Source organism: uncultured Cocleimonas sp., assembly GCF_947495625.1.
GTDB lineage: Bacteria > Pseudomonadota > Gammaproteobacteria > Thiotrichales > Thiotrichaceae > Cocleimonas.
On sequence record NZ_CANLZW010000010.1, the window covers coordinates 85,493 to 109,784 of the forward strand.

Here is a 24,292-nt window from a genome sequence, read left to right on the forward strand (position 1 = left end):
CTGCATGACTACGCCTTGATCCTGAATTTTTGGCGTTGCCAGAATTTATGGGACTTATTCAGAGACTCCTTAACTGGCATGAATCTTGCTCAATTACTTAATGGGATAATGAAGGACGGTTGGATCTATACACCTTTAATTAAGGATTGGATTTACGCTTTTTTATACATGATTTTATAGATAATACGGTCTACAAAAATTTAATCTCTGCTATCCTTTAGATTGGATATTATCTATTCAGAGGATAGAAATTTTTAACGTGATCAATACATTTAATGGAGTTTTATTTTAGTGATTCAGTTTGTTCTCAATAATAAATTGATTCAACTTGAAGATATTCGAGCTGACAAAACCCTATTAGATTTTTTACGTACAGATCAAGGACTCACAGGCTCGAAAGAAGGCTGTGCTGAAGGTGATTGTGGCGCGTGTACGGTTGTTATTGGCGAACTTGTAAATGATGAACTTGAGTTGAAAACGGTTAATGCCTGTATTCAGTTTGTTCCTACGCTCGATGCTAAAGCTGTTTTTACCGTTGAGTATTTACGCCAGAGTGATGGGAGTTTGCATCCCGTGCAGCAAGCAATGGTCGATCAACACGGATCGCAATGCGGTTTTTGCACGCCTGGTTTTATTATGTCATTGTGGAATGTTTACAATAAACATCAAGCCGAAGGCAGCAAACCGGAACAGTCAGAAGTCAGAAGCGCCTTAACTGGCAATTTATGTCGTTGTACGGGCTATCGGCCCATACTTGATGCTGCACAACAAATGTTTGAGTTGCCTCCGGTTGAATTTAAACCTGATGATTTATGCAAGCAGCTACGTAATTTAAAACGTGACGCCGCACTCAACCATAACTATAAAGATTCCCAATTCTTTGCACCTAAAACTACTCATGAATTAACTGAGCTACGTGCTCAATACCCCGATGCAACCATTCTCGCTGGTGGCACAGATGTCGGCCTTTGGGTGAATAAACAATTTAGAGAACTGAACCCGATCATCTATATCGGAGAAGTTACTGAACTAAAGCAAATTTTAGTGAAAGATGAATCGTTGAGAATAGGTGCTGGAGTGTCGTTAACCGATACGTATAAAGCGGTGTCAGAATATTATCCAGAAATGGACCAGATGTGGGAGCGTTTTGCTTCACAGCCTATACGTAATGTCGGAACTCTGGGTGGCAATGTCGCTAATGGCTCACCCATTGGTGATTCCATGCCAGCACTAATCAGCTTGGGCGCTGAAGTTGAGTTACGTAACACTGCTGGTTCAAGAACGTTGCTGCTCGAGGATTTTTATCTCGATTATATGAAAAAGGATATGCAGCGAGATGAAATTGTAGAAGCGATTTATCTGCCTTTGCCAGTCTCAGGACAACAGTTCCGCTGCTATAAACTTTCTAAACGTCATGACTCTGATATTTCCGCTGTATTCGCCGCCTTTGCGCTTAACTTGAAAGGCAATATCGTTGAGAGTTGTCGAATAACATACGGTGGCATGGCTGCAACGTCCAAGAGAGCAAAACAGACAGAACAGAGTTTAGTCGGCCAGGAGTGGAATGAAACAAATGTTCGCACTGCGATGAATGTGATGCAGCAAGACTATGCGCCAATGACTGATATGCGCGCGAGTGATAAAAACCGCATGCAATCGGCGTCAAATCTACTCTACCGTTTTTATCTGGAAACGCGTTTGGTGAATCCATTACCCAACGAAAGTCTCGATGTGTTTGCCAATACGAGCGTGAATTCATGAGTCATTCAACAGAAAAATCTCACCCTCACGAATCCGCGCATTTACATGTTTCTGGTGAAGCGGTGTATGTGGATGATATTGCCGAAGTCAATGGAACCATGTATGCGGCTCTGGGTTTAAGCGAGCGCCCACATGCATTAATCAAGTCCATGGATTTATCCGCCGTTGAAGCCGCTGAGGATGTGGTCGCGGTATTAACTGCCAAAGATATTCCGGGTGAAAACGAATGTGGTCCGATTGTTCAGGATGATCCAATTCTTGCTGATGGCTTAGTGCAGTTTGTGGGTCAACCGATGTTCGTGGTTGTTGCAAAAAGCTATATGGCGGCACGTCGTGCAAGCGTTTTAGCTAAAGTCGAATACGAAGATTTACCCGCAATCATGACGCCACAGGAAGCCAAGCTACAAGGCTCGTTTGTGGTTCCGCCAATGCAGTTAGTACGTGGTGAACCTGAAAAGAAACTCCAAGATTCTCCGCATCGAAGCAAAGGAACATTCTATGTGGTTGGACAAGAACAGTTTTATCTTGAAGGCCAGATCTCCTACGCCATCCCGAAAGAAGATAATGGCATGCTGGTGTATTGTTCGACACAGCATCCTACTGAAATGCAGCACTTGGTTGCGCATTCGACTAAACGTGATTTTAATCAAGTGCTTATCGAAACTCGTCGTATGGGTGGGGGCTTTGGTGGTAAAGAATCTCAATCCGGCTTGTTTGCCTGTGTCGCCGCGATATGTGCTGATCACCTGAAATGCCCAGTAAAAATTCGTCTCGATCGTGATGACGATTTTATGGCTACGGGAAAACGTCATTGTTTTTACTATGAATACGATGTTGGCTTTGATGAAGATGGACGAATTCTTGCAGCCAAAGTCGAAATGGTTTTGCGTTCGGGGTTTTCAACTGATCTATCACCACCGGTAGCAACCCGCGCGGTATGTCATTTTGATAATGCTTACTATCTAAGTGATGTTGAAATACACGCGATGTGCGGCAAAACCAATACCCAGTCAAATACCGCTTTTCGCGGCTTTGGAGGTCCACAGGGAGCCATCGCGATTGAAAATATTATTGATAATATTGCACGTGATCTAGGTAAGGACTCTCTGGAAATCCGTAAAGCTAATTTTTACGGAAACGATGAACGCAATATTACGCCTTATGGTCAAACAGTCGAAGACAATGTTATTCATGAGCTGGTTGCCGAGTTAGAAAAAACCAGCGATTACGTAGCGCGTCGCGCTGAGATTAAGGCTTACAACGAAACGAGCCCAATTCTAAAAAAAGGTCTAGCACTGACCCCCGTAAAATTCGGGATTTCATTCAATGTGGTGCATTTCAATCAGGCTGGTGCATTGGTCCATATCTACACCGATGGCTCTATTCTGGTGAATCATGGCGGCACTGAAATGGGGCAGGGGCTGAATACCAAAGTTGCGCAGGTTGTTGCATTAGTGCTGGGTGTTGATCTCAGTCGGGTACGTGCTACAGCCACAGATACCAGTAAAGTTGTTAATACTTCGGCAACTGCGGCATCTTCCGGAACTGATTTAAATGGTAAAGCCGCCGAGAATGCTGCTGCACAGATTAAACAACGTTTAGCAGAATATATCGCCCATAAGTGGGGGGGTGACATTCAAGATGTGTTATTTGAAAATGATACGGTCAGTCTTGATAAACAATCGATACCCTTCACAGAACTTGTTGTAGAGGCCTATGAAAACCGAATACAACTCTGGTCAGACGGTTTTTATAAAACACCCAAACTGAATTGGGACAAGGATAAGTTACAAGGTCGACCTTTTTTCTATTTTGCCTACGGTGCAGCCGTTTCAGAAGTGATTGTTGATACCTTAACTGGCGAGATGAAGTTACTCCGCGCAGATTTATTACACGATGCCGGAAATCCAATTAATACAGCGATAGATATCGGTCAGGTAGAAGGCGCCTTTATTCAAGGAATGGGCTGGCTTACGACAGAGGATTTATGGTGGAACCCGAAGGGCAAGCTGATGACGCATGCACCTTCCACCTATAAAATTCCTGCTGTTAACGATTGTCCAGATGACCTTAGAGTAAATCTTTTTCATAACCCGAATCACGAGGACACCATACTACGTTCTAAAGCTGTGGGTGAGCCACCTTTACTATTGGGTTTCTCGGTATTTTTTGCGATCCGTGATGCAATAGCCAGTGTCGCTGATTACAAAATAAATCCACCTTTAGATGCGCCTGCGACCCCTGAAAATATCATGAATGCCATTAGCGCAATAACTGATAATGTTGATGAAACTGATACAAACAGAGGAGCAATGTCTTGAACTGGGTTCAGGCAATGGCGAAGCTAGAATCTGAAGCACAAGGATTCGTATTGCTCACGGTGATGGCTGTTCGCGGTTCCTGTCCGCGCGATACGGGTACAAAAATGGTGGTTTCTGAAGATGATACTTTCGATACCATTGGTGGCGGTGCGCTGGAGTTTCAATCTATCGACATTGCACGTGAGTTATTGAAATCCAATAAATTACAGCAACATACCGAGCGTTTTAATCTGGGAAAAGATTTAAAGCAATGCTGCGGTGGCGTTGTTTCGGTCTTTTTTGAGGTATTTCCCGCAAGTGATTTTGTGTTGAATATTTTTGGCGCAGGGCATATCGGTCAGGCATTGGTCAAAATATTGACTGAGGTAGATTGTAAGGTAAACCTGTTCGATTCCAGACCAGAACTGCTCAGTGATATTGATGCGAGAAATGTTCAAATAATTCATTTAAAAAAACCAGAACTGGCGGTCGAATCGTGTCCTAAAAAGAGTTACTTTCTGGTGATGACACACGATCATGCGCTCGACCAGCAACTCTGCGAAGCGATTCTCACGCGTGGAGATTCGGCATATTGTGGTGTGATAGGTTCGAGTACCAAAGGGCTAAAATTTAGACAGCGTCTATTAAAGAAAGGCTTTAATCAGGATGAACTGCAACAGTTGACATGCCCCATGGGGTTGCCCGACTTAAAGACTAAAAAACCAATGGAGATTGCTGTTTCGATCATGGCTGAATGTCTGTTGTTAAAAGAAAAGCAGCAGTTAGATTATGCTCGACTTGAAGATGATATAAACAAGATAGTCAGCATAGAGAGCAGGGATTAATGACAATTTCATCTTCAGTTAAAGATTCTGTTACAGCTCATCGCGGCGAAATATTGCATTTCTTAAGTAATCCTCAATATCAGTCTTCAACAGAAACAAAAGAGAAGAGCTGGCAGTATTTTAAAGATGGTTTACTGGTCATTGATAGCAACGGTCAGGTGCAGTCCTGTGGTGAAGCGGAAGCGCTACTCAAAGCATTGCCCGCTGATGCTCATATTACGGAACACCCCAATTGCCTGATCACTCCCGGTTTTATTGATACACACATTCATTTCCCACAGTGTGAAATTATCGCATCTTACGGTGAACAATTGCTTGAGTGGCTCGAAACCTATACTTTTCCTGCTGAATCGAATTTCTCTGATCCGGAATATGCCGCAGAAATAGCCCGTTTTTTCCTTGATCAATTACTGTCTAATGGAACCACGACCGCGTTAGTTTTCGGCACGGTACATCCACAATCTGTTGATGCGTTCTTTACCGAGGCACAGCAACGTAATTTGCGTATGATTTGCGGCAAGGTAATGATGGATCGACACGCGCCAGATTATTTACTGGATACGCCCGAAACGTCTTATAGCGAAAGCAAACAACTTATTGAGAAATGGCACAATAAAGATCGTTTACGTTATGCCGTAACGCCGCGTTTTGCACCGACCAGCACCCCAGAACAGTTGGAAGCGGCAGGGCGCTTATTAAAAGAATTTCCGGATGTGCATTTTCAAACACATCTTTCTGAGAATAAAAAAGAGTGCGAATGGGTGCATGACTTATTTCCAGAGAGGAAAAACTATCTGGATGTTTACGATCATTATGATTTGCTGGGTAAACGCTCTGTTTTTGCGCATGGTATTCACCTGGACGATGGCGAATGGCAACGACTTGCTGAAACGGACTCGTCTATATCGTATTGCCCGCGTTCCAATCTTTTTATCGGTAGTGGTTTGTTTAATCTGCATAAAGCACAACAACATAAAGTGAAAGTAGGTTTGGGTACCGATGTTGCCGGTGGGGACAGTTTCTCAATCCTGCAAACGATTAACGAAGCCTATAAAATTCAACAACTTCAAGACCAAAGCTTATCTGCATTCCAGTCTTTGTACATGGCAACACTCGGTGGCGCTAAAACACTGGATTTAGACGATAACATTGGGAACTTTGAACAGGGTAAGGAAGCTGATTTTGTGGTGATGGATTATCAGGCAACGCCGTTGCTGAAATTTAAAATAGAACAATGCACTACGTTTGAAGAGCGTCTGTTTTCATTATTGATGTTGGGCGATGATCGTTGTGTTAAAGAAACCTATATTATGGGTAAAAAGTATCATGGTTGAAAAGTCCTATAACAATGACTTTTATTCATTCATGAAAAAATAAAGCCTCTAAAGTAGGGGGGTGGGTACAATCGATATGGGTTTAATACAAGTGTATTAAAAGCGTAATAAAAGTGTAATTAAGAAATATATTCTTAAAACGATTAAAGGCACCTCCCCACTTTGAGGGCATTTTTTAATAATTTAAGGAAACATTATTAGATTTATTGCAAATGTATGAAATTCATTTGTTTTTTAACGGTACAATTTTAGATTAATCTGGATAGGGAAACACATGGCTCAACCATCTGAGTATTTGCTAGAACTCACAGGAATGCGTAAAGCATTTCCGGGTGTACTCGCTACTGACAATGTCGATCTGAAAATCAGACCTGGCGAAGTGCACGCTTTACTCGGCGAAAATGGTGCAGGTAAATCCACTCTGGTAAAAATGATTTATGGCATATTAAAACCAGATGCTGGAGAAATTAAATTCGATGGAAAAGCAGTTAATATCAAGGCACCAGCCCATGCCAGAGAGTTGGGCATTGCAATGGTGTTTCAACATTTTTCACTGTTTGATTCATTAACCGTCGTCGAAAATATATCACTGGGGATGGATCATGCCAGCAGCATGAGAGAACTGGCAGAGCAGATTACCGAAGTATCCCAACGTTATGGTTTGCCTCTTGATCCTAATCGACACGTTTATACTTTATCCGTAGGTGAGCGCCAACGAATTGAAATTATTCGTTGTCTATTGCAAGAACCTAAATTGCTGATAATGGATGAACCCACTTCGGTATTAACCCCGCAAGAAGTGAAAAAATTATTTGTCACCTTAAGACGGTTAGGTGAGGAAGGTCTGGCGATTCTCTATATCAGTCATAAGCTCGATGAAATTAAGGCACTTTGCCATGACGCCACCATTTTAAGACTGGGCAAAAAAGTCGCGACAGTATCGGTTGATAAAGAAAGCACAGGATCACTCGCCGCAATGATGATGGGTGAAGAAATGCAGGCCTTTAAACACCCGAAAAAACCAACGCTTGGTGATATCCGTTTAAAGGCTAAAAACCTGAATGTAGTAGCGGCTGATCCACTGGGTATTTCGTTAAAAGATATTAACCTTTTAGTTCACTCGGGAGAGGTGGTTGGTATCGCAGGTGTTGCAGGAAATGGACAAGATGAATTATTAACTGCACTTAATGGTGAGCGATTATCTGAGTCTGGTAGTGTCATTATAGAAGGTGAACACATTGGTCACCTTGGTCCCAATAAGCGTCGTTTAATGGGAATGGCTAGTGTACCGGAAAAAAGACTCGGTCACGGTGCGATGCCGGATATGAGTTTGGTCGATAATGCGTTTTTAACGTCTTATGAACGCCTCCATTTTATTAGCCACGGTTTAATCGATTATGGCAAAACAGAAGATTATGCAAACAAAGTGATCAAAGACTTCTCCGTGAAAACCCCCAATGCTGATGTTCCGGCTGCTAGCCTTTCTGGTGGTAATTTACAGAAATTCATTATGGGTAGAGAATTTGATCAGAATCCCAATATTTTAATTGTTGCACAACCCACCTGGGGAGTGGATGCGGGTGCTGCACAAACGATTCGTGAAGCGATCCGCAAAATGGCATCTAAAGGTGCTGCGGTATTGGTAATTTCTCAGGATCTGGATGAGTTAATGGAAATATCTGATCGCATGGGAGCCATCTGTGGAGGCGTGCTCTCGAAGTTTTACCCTATTAGCGAAATCACCATTGAAAAAATGGGGTTGTTAATGGCGGGGGTCTCACTTGATGACATGCATGATGATGTGATCAATGGCAGTGAGGTTAATCATAATGCTTCCTAGATTGATTAAAAGACAATCACCATCCAAAGCGATGGTCTATTTGTCACCCATACTCGCACTTTTACTCACGTTACTGGCCAGTATAGTCTTATTTCTGATTATGGGCGTTTCACCCTCGGGGGCTTTACATGCCTTTTTTGTCGAACCTATTTCCTCCATTTATGGATTAACCGAACTCATGGTAAAGGCCACTCCATTGATTCTCATTGGTGTTGCCTTGTCTCTGGGGTTTCGTGCCGGAGTGTGGAATATCGGTGCCGAAGGCCAATTGATTTTAGGAGGATTATTTGGTGGAGCAACAGCATTATTTTTCTATGAAAAAACAGGCTTTTACATCATCCCTTTAATTCTGATTATGGGTGCGTTGGGAGGGATTATTTGGGCTGGAATCGTCGCTTTTCTGAAAACCCGTTTTAATGCCAATGAGATCCTCACCAGTTTGATGCTGAGTTATGTAGCTGCATTGTTATTAAACCTTTTGATTCATGGGCCTTTAAAAGATCCTGATGGTTTTAATTTCCCCGAATCACGTTTATTTAGTGACTCCGCGTTGTTACCTATTTTGTACGATGGTACCCGTTTACACTTAGGCGCTGTAATCGCTTTATTTTTCGTAGGCATCGGCTGGATATTACTCTCTCGAACCTTGCTCGGCTATCAAATTAAGGTCATGGGCGATGCGCCAGCAGCCGGTGAGCACGCGGGTTTTAGTCATTCCAAAATAATCTGGACGACCTTATTAATCAGTGGTGGCGCTGCTGGTTTGGCAGGAGCTATAGAAGTTTCTGGGCCGATAGGACAACTATTGCCCAATATCTCTCCCGGCTATGGTTTTGCCGCCATCATAGTTGCTTACGTGGGTCGATTACATCCTCTGGGTGTGTTATTCGCGGCTTTATTGCTGGCGTTATCCTATCTCGGTGGAGAAACTGCACAGATGAAACTCAATTTGCCCGTTGCGGTGACCGGTGTTTTTCAAGGCCTATTACTCTTTTTCTTATTGGCCTGTGATGTGTTGATTCAATACAAGATTCGAACCTCAAAAAAGTCTGAGTCGACGATTGCGCCAGCGGTTAAGTCATCAATAAAATCTACAAGCGAGGTAAAGTAATGGAGATTTTAGTTGCAGCAATACTGACAATTATCACCGCAGCAACGCCATTATTATTTGCCGCGTTGGGCGAATTAGTAACAGAAAAATCTGGCGTTCTTAATCTTGGTGTCGAAGGCATGATGGTGATGGGCGCAATCGTCGGATTCGCCGCCGTGCATTACTCTGGCAGTGCCACCGTGGCTATTTTTGCCAGTATGCTAGCGGGTGCGTCGATGGCTGCTATTTTCGGTGTGCTAGTGCTAGTGTTCCATGCCAGCCAGGTACCTACAGGGCTAGCCTTAACAATATTTGGTATAGGACTAAGTGCGCTTGTCGGTCAAAGTATGATTGGTGTGGCTTATGATGGCATTCCACAACTTCATATCCCGGTAATTTCTGATATACCCGTGATTGGTGAAATCTTCTTCAGTCAGGATGGGCTGGTTTATCTGTCTATCTTTATGGTGTTTGCCGTCATGTGGTTTATGAATAAAACCCGTGCAGGATTGATTCTCAGAGCCGTAGGAGACTCCCACGATGCAGCGCATGCGATGGGCTATTCAGTGCTTAAAATTCGCTTTCTCGCAGTGTTATTTGGCGGTGCGATGGCAGGCGTGGGCGGGGCCTATTTATCGTTGGCTTACTCACCGCTGTGGGTGGAGCAAATGACAGCCGGTCGTGGCTGGATAGCGCTCGCTTTAGTGGTATTCGCAAGCTGGAAAGTCAGACGCGTATTATTGGGTGCCTACCTGTTTGGTGGCATCTCAATTTTACAATTGCACGCTCAAGCACTGGGTATTGCTGTGCCTTCGCAAGTGATGTCGATGCTACCGTATCTCGCCACTATTTTAGTACTGGTTATTATTTCTCGAGACCGTTCTAAAATTAAACTAAATGCCCCTGCAAGTTTAGGAAAACCTTTTCATGCAAGTCGATAAATATCTGTTAATATTTAAATCAACCCAACCCCTAAGGAGTTAAAATGTTTAAAAAAATTCTTACATCTGTTGCGATTGCCACCTGCTTATCAGCCGTTGGTATTGCTAACGCGGAGACGAAAGTTGGTTTCGTTTATGTCGGTCCCATTGGAGACCATGGCTGGTCATACCAGCACGATCAGGGGCGTTTAGCGCTTGAAAAGGAATTAGATGTAAAAACGACCTATGTTGAGAGCGTTCCAGAAGGCGCTGACGCAGAACGTGTTATCCGCCAGTTAGCCGCAGATGGCAATGAAGTGATCTTCACCACTTCATTTGGTTACATGAATCCAACCATTAAAGTCGCGAAAAAATTCCCCAAGATTAAATTCGAGCACGCAACGGGTTACAAACGCGCAGACAATGTTGGTACCTATTCGGGACGTTTTTATGAAGGTCGTGCCATTTTAGGCACCATCGCAGGTAAAATGACTAAGTCGAATATCATCGGCTATGTCGCATCATTTCCAATCCCTGAAGTCATTCGTGGTATAGATGCGATGACAATTGCAGCTCGTAAAGTAAATCCTGATGTAACCGTTAAAGTTGTTTGGGTAAACTCTTGGTTTGATCCCGGAAAAGAAGGGGATGCAGCAAAAGCACTGATCGATCAGGGTGCAGACATCATTACACAACACACTGACTCACCAGCACCACTACAAGTAGCAGAAAAACGCGGTGTTTATGGTTTTGGTCAGGCTTCAGACATGAAAGCATTCGCACCTAAAGCACAGCTAACAGCAATCATCGACGACTGGGCTCCATACTATGTTCAGCGTGTAAAAGCAGCGATAGATGGCAGCTGGAAATCAGATGATACCTGGGACGGTCTAAAAGCAGGGATGGTAGTCATGGCTCCTTACGGAGATGCAGTGCCAGAGGATGTTCGCGAAATGGCTGATAAAGTAAAAGCCTCAATTATTGATGGTAGCTTCCACCCATTCCAGGGCCCAATCAAAAATCAGAAAGGCGAGATTGTTGTAAAAGAAGGCGAAACTATTTCTGATGGTGATTTGTCGAAGCTGGATTGGTATGTTGAAGGGGTAGACGGCACAATCCCCAAATAATTAATTAGAACATTCATCTTTTCAATCAACTCAGCGTTGCTTTAGTACTCGAATGGTCACGTACTAATGTACGCTCACATTCTGCGTGCGAAGGCGCCTTGATTTGAATGAAAATCTAAACGTTCTAAAACAATTATTCGATACATTTTATTAAGAGCGGTATTATTACCGCTCTTTTTTATTCAACTTAAATAACTAATAACTATGAAATCATTTATTGCTGGCTTGCCTAAAGCCGAACTCCATTTACATATTGAAGGTACATTCGAGCCAGAGTTGATGTTTAAGCTTGCTGAGCGAAATGGTATTACATTGCCTTATGAGTCTGTTGAAGCTTTGCATAAAGCTTATGATTTTAATCAGTTACAGGACTTTCTGGATATTTATTATCAGGGGATGAACGTTCTTCAGACCGAGCAGGATTTCTATGATTTAACCTGGGCATACCTTGAAAAGGTGAATGCAGAGAATGTGCGCCATGTAGAAATTTTCTTCGATCCGCAAGGGCATGTAGATCGCGGTGTGGCGTTCGAAACGGCATTGAATGGTATCCACTCGGCATTGCAAGCGGGTCAGGATAAGTTTGGTATTACCTTTGGCATTATTATGTGCTTCTTGCGTCATCTGGATGAAGATGATGCGTTTAAAACCTTGGAATCTGCATTAGCGCATAAAGATAAAATTATCGGAGTCGGTCTGGACTCATCAGAAATGGGTCATCCGCCTTCTAAGTTCGAAGGTGTATTTGCCAAGGCTAGAGAAGAAGGTTTTCATATCGTGGCACACGCAGGCGAAGAGGGGCCACCTGAGTATATTTACGAAGCGTTAGATCTATTGAAAGTAGAGCGTATCGATCACGGTAATACATCGATGCAAGATCCTGCATTACTCAAGCGTTTATCTGATGAGCAAATGCCATTAACGGTTTGCCCATTATCAAACACAAAACTATGTGTAGTGGATGATATGAAAAATCACCCGTTACCCAATATGTTAGCGGCTGGCTTAAAAGTAACGATCAATTCGGATGATCCCGCTTATTTTGGTGGCTATTTAAATGCGAATTACGAAGCGATTAGCGATTTGATCAATAACGATAAAGAAAACCTGGCGCAATTGGCGAAGAATAGTTTTGATGCGGCGTTTATTTCTGATGCTGAGAAACAGCGTTTGAATGCTGATGTTGATAGTTATTTAGCTAAAAATAGTTAATACGAAGCTAAGGCAGCTTAAAGACTAATTATAATGACACCCCCCTACTTATAGGCACTTTTTTTAAAAAAAGTGCCTATAAGTAGGGGGGTGTATAAATATTTATTTACCGTAAGCTATAGTTAAGAATCTAACTGTTAGGTAATGAATATGAATAGCCATTTTCCAGAAAGCAATAATCCCATCAAATTCTATCGCTTTGAGGCATCAGGACATTGTCATCGAGTGCAGTTGATGTTGTCTCTGCTTGATTTACCTTATGAGATTATCGAATTAAATCGCGATGGCAGTAATCGTCCAGATGACTACCTTGAAACCAGTCCATTTGGTCAGGTTCCAGTCATTGATGATAATGGTTTTAAGTTAGGCGATTCGAACGCGATACTGGTGTATCTGGTTAAAAAATACAACGATGGTTATGCATGGTTGCCAGAGTCCGCAGAGTTGGCTGCAAGAACACAGCGCTGGTTATCTATCGCCGCAGGTGAGTTAGCTTCAGGACCCGCTGTTGCAAGATTTAGTAAAGTATTTAACGTGGAAATTGATTTTGCAACGGTAGAGAAAAAGACAGTTTCACTGCTAGGAATGATAGACAATACCCTAAGCCAACATGATTTTTTAACGGGAAATGAAATCACAATAGCCGATATAGCCTGCTATACCTATGTCGCTCATGCGCCCGAAGGAGATATCAGTTTAGATCCTTATCCAAATATCAAAGCATGGCTATCTAAAATCGAAGCGCTACCCAGATTTGTAGCTATGAAAAAATCTAGATAATGATATTTTTTTAGTACATTTATTATGTCGTAATATTGTCCTTGGCGGTATTACAAATTTTTATAAACTCTGATTCTCCAAGGTAAATACTAAGTTCATAGTGTTCATAAGTCTTAATCAGAGTGATTTTTTCCTAGTCTTCGTCTGTTTCGTAAGTTTTGCTCAAATGAGTTGTATATCTAATTTCAATAGATTCCCTAAAGCTAGAAATTAAACTTCTCAATACGGGTAGCAACCATCTTCCATAGTTGTGATATTTTATCTCTTAAAGGTGTTATACGATTTAAATTTGGTCACCCCCCTACTTATAGTGCATTTTTTGAAAAGTAGTCTATAAGTAAGGTAATGGTTTAAGTAAGAGAAGAGAGCGGTATAAAAAATTGGCTATACGATTTACTGTTGAATCTATCTGTTATGCCAGTAAATTAAGACGATATATGTTTTTCAGTATCTATATTATAAAATGTCACGACAGTATCGGCTTAAGTCTGCTGCAAAATAGAAACGCTGTTATTGTTTGTCATACTGGAGATTTATCGTTGTCTTTTCTGAAATTACATCATTGGTGATATGTCCATTCTTACGGATTGGGATTATTCTTTTAAAGGAAACTCATTTAAGTTTGTTCATCACTGGCTTAAAAAATTCGATTTTTAAACAGTAGCCTTGCTTAGGTCAAATTTACACATTCAATAATCGATTATGATTCATCGAGTAAAATTTCTAACTGGTAAAATTGATAATGGTTAATACTAAGAAAGAAAAACCGACTTTAACGGAATTGCCGGCTTACAAGAAACTGCAAAAGCATTTTGATCAGGTGAGCCAACTTCACATGCGTCGTTTATTCAGCGTTGATCCGCAGCGAGTTAACAAGTATTCGATTGAATACAATGGTTTGTTTCTCGACTATTCTAAAAACCGGATTTCACACGAAACGATTCCTTTACTTTGCGAACTTGCCAAGGAGTCTGATTTAGAAGGTTGGCGCGAGCGTATGTTTAGCGGCGAGAAAATTAACAATACCGAAGGCAGGGCGGTATTGCATACGGCTTTACGTAATCGTACTAATACTCCGATTATGGTGGATGGTGAAGACGTCATGCCCATGATCAATTCTACCATTGATAAAATGGACGTTTTTTCTGAAAAAGTCAGGAAAGGAGAGTGGAAAGGTTATACTGGTAAAGTCATCAAAAATATTGTCAATGTGGGCATTGGTGGCTCGGATTTAGGGCCTAAAATGGTTTATGAGGCACTAACTCCGTATCACCATAAACGTTTGACAGTACATTTTATCTCTAACGTAGATGGCGCGCATATTGATCAGTCATTAGAAAAGCTGGATCCTGAAACGACCTTATTTGTCATTTCTTCGAAAACATTTACTACGCAGGAAACACTAACCAATGCGCATGTTGCTCGTGAATGGTTTTTACAGTCTGCAATTGAAGAACAACATATCAGTAAGCATTTTGTCGCTGTTTCCACTAATCGTGACGGAGTCATCAAGTTTGGAATCGACCCGGATAATATGTTCGAGTTCTGGGATTGGGTAGGCGGACGATATTCTCTTTGGTCAGCGATTGGTTTGTCAGTGGTTCTGGCAGTAGGGATGAAGAGATTCAAGAAAATGCTGGATGGTGCGCATTCGATGGATCAGCATTTCAGAGAAGCACCACTTGAAAAGAATATGCCGGTGATTCTCGCTACGTTGGGTATTTGGTATAACAATTTCTTTAATGCTGAATCCTACGGTATTTTCCCCTATGACCATTATTTAAGAAGTTTGACGATGTATCTGGAGCAGGCAGATATGGAGAGTAATGGTAAATCTGTTGATAGAGATGGTCGCAAGGTGGATTATGCAACGGGTCCTATTATCTGGGGTATGTCCGGTATCAATGGGCAACACGCGTTTTATCAGTCGATACATCAGGGGACTAAAATGATCCCTTCGGATTTTATCGTATCCATGTTGACGCACAGTACGCATCAGGAGCAACATAATATTATGTTTGCAAATGCACTGGCGCAGACGGAAGCCTTAATGCGCGGCAGAAACTACGATGAAACCTTAGCGGATATCAAGGCGGGTAATACTGATTTGGGTGATATTGATAAGCGTATCCATCACATGGTTTTTGAAGGAAATCATCCGACCAATACCATCCTTATTCGTAAATTAACCCCACGTACACTGGGTATGCTATTGGCGCTTTATGAACATAAGATTTTTGTACAGGGAATAATCTGGAACCTCAATTCATTTGATCAGTGGGGTGTTGAATTAGGTAAGCAGTTAACCAAAACAATTTTACAGGATATTGATCAACCCTATGAGGTGAGAAGTCATGATGGTTCGACCAACACCCTGATTAATTATTATCGAGATGTCATTGATGCGGGCAATGATTAAGTTATAAGGCAAAATACTGGCACAGTATTTGCTTCAATTTAGATACCAATGATTCATTTTGATGAGTCATTTGAATAAAAGGATAAAAAATGGACAGTGGTTCAGTAAAGCAGTCTCAAAAAGGTGCTCAAAACTTTGAGCCAAGAACAGCCACAGAAATGACGCGTAAAACACTCGTGTTAATTCTAGCGGGAGGCGAAGGTTCGCGTTTAATGGATTTAACCAAGTGGCGCGCAAAACCAGCTGTTCCGATTTGTGGTAAATATCGCATTATAGATTTTGCACTGTCGAACTGTGTGAATTCTGGCTTACGAAAAATTACTGTTTTAACCCAATATAAGTCGCATTCCTTGTTGAGACATTTACAACGTGGCTGGAGTTTTTTACGCGCGGAAATTGGCGAGTTTGTTGAACTATTACCAGCTCAGCAACGTACCGCAGAAAAAGCCTGGTACAAAGGTACAGCGGATGCCTTATATCAAAACATCGATATAATGCGCAGCCACCGAGCCGAATATGTGATTGTGTTAGGTGGAGACCATATCTACACCATGGACTACACCAAAATGCTGATTCAACATGTGCATTCAGGTGCTGATTTTACCGTAGGTTGTATAGAAGTGCCGAAAGAAGAGGCTTCTAGCTTCGGTGTGATGGCGGTTCAAGATGATATGCAAATTTCCAGTTTTACAGAAAAACCAGAAAATCCAGAACCTATGCCAGGTAAGCCAGATTCTGCATTGGCTTCGATGGGTATCTATGTTTTCTCTACTCGTTTTCTCTATGAGACATTGAAAGAAGACGCGAGTAATCCTGCATCATCACATGATTTTGGTAAGGATATTATTCCTGCAAAAATTAAAGATTCTATTGCGATGGCCTATGCCTTTGCCGATGAGAAAACAGGGGAACCTTCATTCTGGAGAGATGTGGGAACGCTTGAATCCTATTGGAAAACGAATATGGAGTTATGTGATATTGAGCCAGAGCTAAATCTGTATGATCAGGAATGGCCGATATGGACCTATCAAACACAAAGTCCTCCAGCAAAATTCATTTTTGATGACGAGGGACGTCGCGGTGAGGCAATAGATTCACTGGTTTCTGGCGGTTGTATTATTTCTGGTGCACGAGTAAAACGATCTGTGATTTCATCAGGAACAACCATCGAAAGTTACTCTCACGTCAAAGACAGTGTAATTTTACCCAAGGTGAAAATTGGAAAGAATTGTCGTATAACCAAAGCGATTATCGATAAATCATGTGTCATACCCGATGGAACAGTTATAGGAGAAGACCTTGACGAAGATCGCAAGAATTACCATGTTTCTGAAGAGGGCATAGTGCTGGTTACTCCCGGTATGCTCGGTCAAGATTTGTTTTCATTTGAAGGTGATTGATTTATGAAGTCTAAGCTAAAAGTAGTATTGTGCTGGCATATGCACCAGCCTTACTATCGTGAAGGTCCGAATGGTACTTTCCATCTACCGTGGGTATATCTGCACGGTATAAAAGACTACACCGATATGGCAAAGCATCTGGAAAACCATCCAGATATGGCTGCTGTTGTTAATTTCTCACCGGTATTGCTGGAACAACTCGATCAATACGTTGAAGAGCTTAAACACTTTCAGTCGAGTACTACTCACAAAACAAATCCATTGTCAGATCCATTGCTTTCGGTACTGGCTGGAACGACTGAAATTCCTGGTAAGTTAGAGCAAAAAAAGCGCTTGTTTGAAGACTGTAAACGCTGTTATGCGCCTCGTATGATTGAGCCTTATCCCGCTTTTGATCAACTGATGAAAAGTATGGAAAACACTTTTAGTCAAATTGAAGATAGTACCGCTGAAAATAAAGAATTCTCTCTTGAAAGTTTAGAGGATCAGAAATTTCATGACTTAGTTGTTTGGTATCATCTGGCCTGGCTCGGACATTCACTGAAAGGTTCAAAGCAGGTCACGGCATTGTTTGAGAAAGGACAAGATTATTCTCTGGATGATCGTAAGCAGCTAATTACAATCATATATGAGGCCTTAAGTGGAATTATACCGCGCTATCGTGCATTAACTGAAAGCGGACAAATAGAACTATCCTTAACACCCTATGCGCATCCGATTGTGCCGTTATTAAATAAATTTGAAAACATGCAATGCTCATCACCGGAGGCTCCTATGCCTAACTGTGATGATTATCCAAATGGCGTGAGTCGCTCTGAATGGCATATGGAAAAAGGTATTCAATCATTCCAGCATCATTTTGGTAAAAAGCCTGAGGGTGTATGGCTTTCAGAGGGTGGCGTCAGTGAAGATGCGATTCAGATGCTAGATAAATTCGATATCAGTTGGACGGCATCGGGTGAGCAAGTCTGGCGTAATACCTGTCATCTGAATCAGATGGATTCTGAAGATATTCACAATAAAAAAGCGCTATTCAAACCTTATCAATTTAAAGAAAACAGAACTCAGTTGTATTTCAGAGATGACGGTTTATCTGATTTTATTGGTTTCGAATACAGTCACTGGAATGCGGATGACGCCGCGCAAAACTTCGTTGAAAATCTACAAAATATTGCCAATTTCGTCGGTGATGATGCTGATCAACAGGTGGTTTCTGTTATTTTAGATGGAGAAAATGCCTGGGAATATTATCATGATAATGGCTATTACTTCCTTGATGCCCTGTATCAACAAATGAGTCAATGTGAAGAGATAGAAGTAACAACTTTCTCGAAGACATCTCAGTCGGTTGCAGCTACCAAAGTAGACAGAATTTGCGCCGGAAGCTGGGTGTATGGAAGCTTTACTACATGGATAGGGCAGGAAGATAAAAATCGTGCCTGGGAATATTTAGTCGCCGCCAAAAAAGACTGCGATGAGGTTGTTGCAGCAGGCACTTTATCTAAAGATGAATTACTTGAGTTAGATGATCAGCTTGCGATATGCGAAGGATCAGACTGGTTCTGGTGGTTCGGTGATTATAATTCTTCTGGAAGCGTTAACGATTTTGATGAGTTGTATCGTATCCAGTTGAAAAAGTTATATGCCTTAATTGATAAAGCCCCTCCCGAACATTTAGATCATCCTATTTCTGTCGGCGGAGGAGATGCTGAAAATTCAGGTACCATGAGGCGTAATGCTTAAATGGAAACCTATTCCGAACTGCAGCACCAAAAAGCTCGATTAGGCGGTGTACTACTTCATCCAACGTCTCTTCCTTCCGGAGTTTTAGATAAGGATGTGAATCGTTGGTTAGACTTTATGTCAGATGCGGGCCTGAGTGTTTGGCAGATTTTACCTTTGGGCGTACCTCAGGAAAATTTATCGCCATATCAATGCTATTCGGCATTTGCCATCAATCCTGCGTTTCTTGCTGATACAGCTTACGAGAATATAAATGTCGGTGACCAAGAATTTATCCGTTGGCTATATGCTCAGGATTACTGGATCAATGAATACGCTTTATTTATATCACTTAAACAAACGTTGGGTTTTAAGCCCTGGTATGAATGGCCAGATGAATTTCGGCATCGCGAGCAGCATGTATTAGATAAGTATCGAGCTGAGAACCATGACCAATTAAGTGCCATTTGTTGGCAGCAATTTTGCCTGTATCGACGTTGGAATGAAGTTAAAGCCTACGCTGCTGAGCGTAATATAATGATTTTCGGCGATATGCCTATTTTCGTCGCGCACGATAGTGCAGACGTCTGGAGTAACCCTGATTTATTTCTAATAGATGATGATAGTCACCCGACGGTTGTTGCCGGTGTTCCGCCAGATTATTTCTCCAAAACGGGGCAGCGCTGGGGTAATCCGCACTATAACTGGGCGCAAATGCGACAAGATGATTTTAAATGGTGGATGCAACGACTTAAAAATCATTTTAGTCTTTTTGATCTAGTGCGCATCGATCACTTCCGTGGTCTAGAGGCGGTATGGGTGATTCCTAGCGATTGCGAAACAGCCATTGATGGTGAATGGCAAAAAGTACCAGGCGAAGAATTATTACAACATTTAAAGCAAGAGATGGGGTCATTAGCGATTGTAGCCGAAGACTTGGGAATTATAACGCCCGAGGTTAATGCACTGCGTGAGAAATATGAACTCCCGGGAATGTCTGTTTTACAATTTTCCTTTGATGGATTTACAGATAATCCGCATAAGCCTGAAAACATTACTTACGATCGCATTGTGTATACGGGCACCCATGATAATGATACGACACTTGGCTGGTTTAATAGTCAGGATACAGAGACACAAAATCATATTTTAGATGTTTTGCAACTAACAGATCCCAACAAAATAACAGAGAGACTGATTGAAGTTGCTTTCAATAGTAGCGGTCAATTGGCCATTGCTCCTATTCAAGACATACTGAATCTTGGCTCTGAAGCTCGCATGAATGTCCCCGGAATTTCTGATGATAACTGGACCTGGAAATTCGATTGGGATCAAATAACAAAAAGCATCGTTAATAAGACTAGAGAACAACTAGAAAAAGCTGGTCGCTTATACAAAACGGATACGCACTAATGGCACAACCTCAGAAAAACAAGTCGAACAACAAGCCCGCTAAGAAAACTAGCGCTAGGCAAAACAGCGCAAGTAAAAAAACCGAGGATAAGACTTTTACTCAAGATTTCGCAAAAATACAGCAAGGCAAGCATCATGACCCATTTGCTATATTAGGTATTCACACGTCAGCTAATGCGAAAAAAGAAAAAATAGTCCGTAGCTTCTTGCCTCAGGCAGAAGTGGCTGAACTGAAAGGCGTGGGAGAGATGACTCGTATCCCGGATAGCGACATATTTGAATATAAGCTATCTGCGAAACAAGCTAAATCACTCGATGAGCATTACACACTCAAATGGCAACAGAAAGGTAGTGAAGACTGGCACGAATCAATATCGTCCTATAGTTTTCAACCGCAAATAGGGGAGATGGATATCTACCTTTTTGCTGAAGGAAAACATCATCATGCCTATCAGTTTTTGGGTGCTCATATCCAGACTATAGATGGCGTTACAGGGTGTCAATTCGCCTTGTGGTGTCCTAATGTTAAAAGGATTAGCATTGTTGGTGACTTCAATGGCTGGGATGGTCGCAGACACCCGATGCGCAGTAGAGGTTCCTCAGGGCTTTGGGAATTATTTATCCCAGGCTTAGTCGCCAATGATGTGTATAAATATGAGCTCTGTACTCAACATGATGAGATTTTAAAGAAAACAGATCCTTACGCACAGTCTATGGCATTACGTCCTGATACCACCTCTCATATATCGTCGGCAGAAAAATTTGACTGGGAAGATCAGGCCTGGCTAGAACATCGCAATAATTTCGATTGGCAGCACAAACCGATCAGTATTTATGAATTACATGCTGGTTCGTGGCGTCGCGATGATGACGGTAATTTTCTGAACTGGCGAGAAATAGCCAAACAACTGATTCCTTACATTAAGGAATTGGCATACACGCACATCGAGCTACTCCCCATTGCAGAACATCCTTTAGATCAATCCTGGGGATATCAGGTAACTGGCTTCTTTGCGCCTACTGCGCGTTTTGGGACGCCTGAAGATTTTCGATATTTCATCAATGAATGCCATAAAGCTAACATAGGTGTGATTCTGGATTGGGTGCCCGCTCATTTCCCCAAAGATGCTTTTGCATTAGCAAAATTTAATGGCGATGCGCTCTACGAACATGCAGACCCTAGAAAGGGCGAGCATCAGGATTGGGGAACACTCATCTTCAATTACGGGCGTAATGAAGTACGAAACTTTTTAATTACCAATGCGGTGTACTGGATTGAAGAATTCCATTTAGATGGACTGCGTGTCGATGCAGTTGCTTCGATGCTATATCTGGATTATTCACGAGAAGCTGGCGAGTGGTTACCGAATGAGTTTGGCGGCAGAGAAAATCTGGAAGCGATCGATTTTCTCAAGCAGATGAATACCACGGTCCATGGATTGCATCCCGGGGTGCTTACCATGGCAGAGGAATCAACGGCATGGCCAATGGTTTCTCGACCTGTAGAACTGGGTGGCTTAGGTTTTTCGATTAAATGGAATATGGGCTGGATGAATGACAATCTCAGCTATATGGAAACTGATCCAGTACATCGTAAATACCATCATAATCAACTGACTTTCAGTCAAATCTATAGCTATTCGGAAAACTTTATTTTGCCGTTATCGCATGATGAAGTGGTACATGGCAAGCGGAGTCTGGTGAGTAAGATGCCGGGTGATGATTGGCAAAAGATGGCGAATTTACGTTTACTCTATGCGTGGCAATACATTCATCCGGGCAAAAAATTATTATTCATGGGTGGTGAATTTGCACAATGGATCGAATGGAATGATGATGCTGAACTCGACTGGGCATTAACTTCAGTAGAGCAACATCATGGTGTTAGTCAGTTAATTACAGACCTGAATAACTTGTACCAGAATGAAACAGCATTGCATTACTTTGATTTTTCACACGATGGGTTTGAGTGGATAGATTGTAACGATTCAGATCAGTCGGCTTTAAGCCTGATGCGTAAATCAAAAGATCCGAAGGATACAATTATCTGCTTATTAAATTTCACCCCGGTTCCACGAACGCACTATCGAATTGGTGTACCGGAAGCTGATACTTATCATGAATTATTAAATACCGATTCGTCCTATTACGCAGGTTCAAATTGTGGAAACCATAATCCGATTTCAGTTGAATCCGTTCCATGGACAGGGTTTAGACAATCGATTAGTGTGACATTGCCACCATTGAGTGCTGTGTTTCTTAAAGGAGAATTCTCCGATTAGGAAGGATCAACTATCACTAGCAATTATTAGCTAATGATAGGTTGCTGGCATAATAATTGCATAAATTAATCGTATAGATATTCTCAATTATTAGGTGTTACGTAATACAGATTAGTAAATAGGTCTTAGTTGAATATAGCTGTAATACATTAGTAAAAAAGCAGTAACAGCTAACTATCCACAGGGTAAGTTTTTCATTATTTAATGAAAAAAAACTGCCTTAAAGTAGGGGGGTGACTTTCTATAATATATTTACGGATGGTATGGATGGTTAATACAGCTTCAGATTAAATGCTACGTAAAGAATATTAAAGAAGAGAAAAAGTTAATGGATATTTTAAAATGAAGGTTTTATTTGCTACCAGCGAAGTTTGGCCTTTATTAAAAACCGGTGGATTAGGCGATGTCTCATACTCCCTACCACATGCACTTACAGAAAAGAATATTGATGTACGACTGGTCCTGCCTGCGTATCGTGACGTATTACATGAGTTAGATTCATTCAAAACCATAGGTTGGTTACAGCTGAATTTAGCCGGTGTTACCAGAGATGTTCGGATATTAGAAGCAACACACGAACAGTTTGAAATGCCGATCTGGCTGGTGGATTATCAACAATTATTTGACCGCGAAGGGAATCCATACACCCATGCTAATGGTCATGACTGGCCCGATAATGCGGAACGCTTCGCTCTATTTTCTATGGCAGTAGCCGCTTTAAGTCTGGATAAATTGAATATCGGATGGAAAGCCGATGTCGTGCATTGCAACGATTGGCAAACCGGATTAGTGGCTGCATTTCTAGATCATGAGCCAGAACGTCCGCGGCGAATATTCACTATACACAACCTGGCTTATAGCGGGAGCTTCTCCAAAGAAGAATTTAACCGTCTTAAATTACCCAGTGCCTGGTGGTCGATGGAGGGTGTCGAGTTTTACGGTAATTTATCCATGCTTAAAGCCGGCATTGTATATTCTGATGCAGTTACAACCGTTAGCCCAACCTACGCAAAAGAAATCTGTACCGCTGAATTTGGCTACGGACTTGAAGGAGTACTTTCATCGAGAAGTTATAAATTATCTGGAATACTCAATGGCATTGATACCAAAGTATGGAATCCAGCTACAGATAGCCTGATACCTTTTAACTTTACCGCGCAACGTCGCAATCCCGGCAAGCAAAAAAACAAAAAGGCTTTGTTAGAGTCTTATGGCATAACGGCCGATAAGGATAAATTAGAAGCGCCATTGTTAGGTCTGGTTGGTCGACTGGTTGAGCAAAAAGGCATTGATATGGTTCTTGAAGCCATACCCAGAATACTTGCAGAGACCAACGCTAATATAGTCATCATTGGCACCGGTCACGCTTATATTGAAGCTCAACTCAATCAACTAAATCAAAAGTATCCGGAACGTGTCTTAGTTTTTATCGGCTATGACGAAGAAAAAGCGCATCTATTAGAAGCAGGCAGCGATATCTTCTTAATGCCTTCCCGATTTGAGCCTTGCGGGCTTAATCAGATGTACAGTCTTAGTTACGGTACATTACCTATTGTAAATCGTACTGGTGGGCTTGCGGATACAGTTATTGATATAGGTGAAACGGTAGCTGAATCAGCTGATTTTGCAGCTGCAAAAGACTCAGAAGAGCAGGCTCCCAAACCTAATGGATTTGTTTTAGATAAAGCAAATACAGAAGAATTAATTAAGACTATAATGCGCGCGCTTTCAACTTTTGAAAACAAGAAAAGCTGGCAGAAACTCCAACGTAATGCGATGACGCAGGACTTTAGTTGGGAAAAAAGTGCAGGTGCGTATATAGAAATTTATAACGGCTAGATGACTAG

The 24,292-nt window shown here is 41.8% G+C and carries 16 protein-coding genes; all 16 read left to right on the forward strand.

Annotation, left to right across the window (positions count from 1 at the left end; genetic code table 11):
• Positions 1-291 precede the first annotated feature (291 nt).
• The 16 genes from xdhA to glgA all read left to right on the forward strand — a co-directional run bounded on the left by xdhA (position 292) and on the right by glgA (position 24,284).
• Positions 292-1,761, forward strand: a complete 1,470-nt coding sequence (xdhA, locus tag Q1A31_RS07590) for a xanthine dehydrogenase small subunit (protein WP_299874640.1) — start codon at positions 292-294, stop codon at positions 1,759-1,761.
• A complete protein-coding gene (gene xdhB, locus Q1A31_RS07595; protein ID WP_299874643.1) occupies positions 1,758-4,082 on the forward strand; it encodes a xanthine dehydrogenase molybdopterin binding subunit in 2,325 nt (774 codons plus the stop codon). Before xdhA ends, xdhB begins: the two co-directional genes overlap by 4 nt.
• Positions 4,079-4,906: a xanthine dehydrogenase accessory protein XdhC gene (gene xdhC / locus Q1A31_RS07600; RefSeq protein ID WP_299874646.1), complete on the forward strand. Its 828-nt coding sequence runs from the start codon at positions 4,079-4,081 to the stop codon at positions 4,904-4,906. The genes xdhB and xdhC overlap by 4 nt, the downstream gene beginning before the upstream one ends.
• Positions 4,906-6,240, forward strand: a complete 1,335-nt coding sequence (gene guaD / locus Q1A31_RS07605; protein ID WP_299874649.1) for a guanine deaminase — start codon at positions 4,906-4,908, stop codon at positions 6,238-6,240. Before xdhC ends, guaD begins: the two co-directional genes overlap by 1 nt.
• Before the next feature lie 274 nt (positions 6,241-6,514).
• Positions 6,515-8,080 (forward strand): ABC transporter ATP-binding protein, encoded by a 1,566-nt coding sequence (locus Q1A31_RS07610; protein ID WP_299874651.1) that lies wholly within the window; start codon positions 6,515-6,517, stop codon positions 8,078-8,080.
• The gene (locus Q1A31_RS07615; RefSeq protein WP_299874654.1) at positions 8,070-9,191 is read left to right on the forward strand and encodes an ABC transporter permease; all 1,122 of its coding nucleotides are present in this window, start codon (positions 8,070-8,072) and stop codon (positions 9,189-9,191) included. The genes Q1A31_RS07610 and Q1A31_RS07615 overlap by 11 nt, the downstream gene beginning before the upstream one ends.
• Entirely contained in the window at positions 9,191-10,111 is a 921-nt protein-coding gene (locus Q1A31_RS07620; RefSeq protein WP_299874657.1) for an ABC transporter permease, read from the forward strand. Before Q1A31_RS07615 ends, Q1A31_RS07620 begins: the two co-directional genes overlap by 1 nt.
• 44 nt (positions 10,112-10,155) lie before the next feature.
• Positions 10,156-11,217 (forward strand): BMP family ABC transporter substrate-binding protein, encoded by a 1,062-nt coding sequence (locus Q1A31_RS07625; protein ID WP_299874660.1) that lies wholly within the window; start codon positions 10,156-10,158, stop codon positions 11,215-11,217.
• 204 nt (positions 11,218-11,421) lie between these two features.
• A complete protein-coding gene (locus Q1A31_RS07630; protein WP_299874662.1) occupies positions 11,422-12,429 on the forward strand; it encodes an adenosine deaminase in 1,008 nt (335 codons plus the stop codon).
• Positions 12,430-12,579: 150 nt separating this feature from the next.
• Positions 12,580-13,209 (forward strand): glutathione S-transferase family protein, encoded by a 630-nt coding sequence (locus Q1A31_RS07635; RefSeq protein WP_299874665.1) that lies wholly within the window; start codon positions 12,580-12,582, stop codon positions 13,207-13,209.
• Positions 13,210-13,951: 742 nt separating this feature from the next.
• Positions 13,952-15,628 (forward strand): glucose-6-phosphate isomerase, encoded by a 1,677-nt coding sequence (gene pgi, locus Q1A31_RS07640; protein WP_299874668.1) that lies wholly within the window; start codon positions 13,952-13,954, stop codon positions 15,626-15,628.
• A gap of 89 nt (positions 15,629-15,717) precedes the next feature.
• Positions 15,718-17,028 carry a glucose-1-phosphate adenylyltransferase gene (gene glgC, locus Q1A31_RS07645; RefSeq protein ID WP_299874670.1) on the forward strand — a complete coding sequence of 437 codons (1,311 nt, stop codon included), beginning with the start codon at positions 15,718-15,720 and terminating at the stop codon, positions 17,026-17,028.
• Between the two features lie 3 nt (positions 17,029-17,031).
• The gene (locus Q1A31_RS07650; RefSeq protein ID WP_299874673.1) at positions 17,032-18,771 is read left to right on the forward strand and encodes a glycoside hydrolase family 57 protein; all 1,740 of its coding nucleotides are present in this window, start codon (positions 17,032-17,034) and stop codon (positions 18,769-18,771) included.
• On the forward strand, positions 18,772-20,163 hold the full coding sequence (gene malQ / locus Q1A31_RS07655; RefSeq protein WP_299874676.1) for a 4-alpha-glucanotransferase: 1,392 nt from the start codon (positions 18,772-18,774) through the stop codon (positions 20,161-20,163).
• On the forward strand, positions 20,163-22,445 hold the full coding sequence (gene glgB, locus Q1A31_RS07660; RefSeq protein ID WP_299874679.1) for a 1,4-alpha-glucan branching protein GlgB: 2,283 nt from the start codon (positions 20,163-20,165) through the stop codon (positions 22,443-22,445). Before malQ ends, glgB begins: the two co-directional genes overlap by 1 nt.
• A 342-nt stretch (positions 22,446-22,787) precedes the next feature.
• On the forward strand, positions 22,788-24,284 hold the full coding sequence (glgA, locus tag Q1A31_RS07665; protein ID WP_299874682.1) for a glycogen synthase GlgA: 1,497 nt from the start codon (positions 22,788-22,790) through the stop codon (positions 24,282-24,284).
• Positions 24,285-24,292 lie beyond the last annotated feature (8 nt).

What these genes read in the sequence shown, in the direction of transcription:
- Q1A31_RS07635 (WP_299874665.1), top strand. Translation starts at nt 12,580, where the DNA reads ATGAATAGCCATTTTCCAGAAAGCAATAATCCCATCAAATTCTATCGC.
- malQ (WP_299874676.1), top strand. Translation starts at nt 18,772, where the DNA reads ATGGAAACCTATTCCGAACTGCAGCACCAAAAAGCTCGATTAGGCGGT.
- glgC (WP_299874670.1), top strand. Translation starts at nt 15,718, where the DNA reads ATGGACAGTGGTTCAGTAAAGCAGTCTCAAAAAGGTGCTCAAAACTTT.
- guaD (WP_299874649.1), top strand. Translation starts at nt 4,906, where the DNA reads ATGACAATTTCATCTTCAGTTAAAGATTCTGTTACAGCTCATCGCGGC.
- xdhB (WP_299874643.1), top strand. Translation starts at nt 1,758, where the DNA reads ATGAGTCATTCAACAGAAAAATCTCACCCTCACGAATCCGCGCATTTA.
- Q1A31_RS07610 (WP_299874651.1), top strand. Translation starts at nt 6,515, where the DNA reads ATGGCTCAACCATCTGAGTATTTGCTAGAACTCACAGGAATGCGTAAA.
- Q1A31_RS07650 (WP_299874673.1), top strand. Translation starts at nt 17,032, where the DNA reads ATGAAGTCTAAGCTAAAAGTAGTATTGTGCTGGCATATGCACCAGCCT.
- glgA (WP_299874682.1), top strand. Translation starts at nt 22,788, where the DNA reads ATGAAGGTTTTATTTGCTACCAGCGAAGTTTGGCCTTTATTAAAAACC.
- Q1A31_RS07620 (WP_299874657.1), top strand. Translation starts at nt 9,191, where the DNA reads ATGGAGATTTTAGTTGCAGCAATACTGACAATTATCACCGCAGCAACG.
- Q1A31_RS07625 (WP_299874660.1), top strand. Translation starts at nt 10,156, where the DNA reads ATGTTTAAAAAAATTCTTACATCTGTTGCGATTGCCACCTGCTTATCA.
- Q1A31_RS07630 (WP_299874662.1), top strand. Translation starts at nt 11,422, where the DNA reads ATGAAATCATTTATTGCTGGCTTGCCTAAAGCCGAACTCCATTTACAT.
- pgi (WP_299874668.1), top strand. Translation starts at nt 13,952, where the DNA reads ATGGTTAATACTAAGAAAGAAAAACCGACTTTAACGGAATTGCCGGCT.
- Q1A31_RS07615 (WP_299874654.1), top strand. Translation starts at nt 8,070, where the DNA reads ATGCTTCCTAGATTGATTAAAAGACAATCACCATCCAAAGCGATGGTC.
- glgB (WP_299874679.1), top strand. Translation starts at nt 20,163, where the DNA reads ATGGCACAACCTCAGAAAAACAAGTCGAACAACAAGCCCGCTAAGAAA.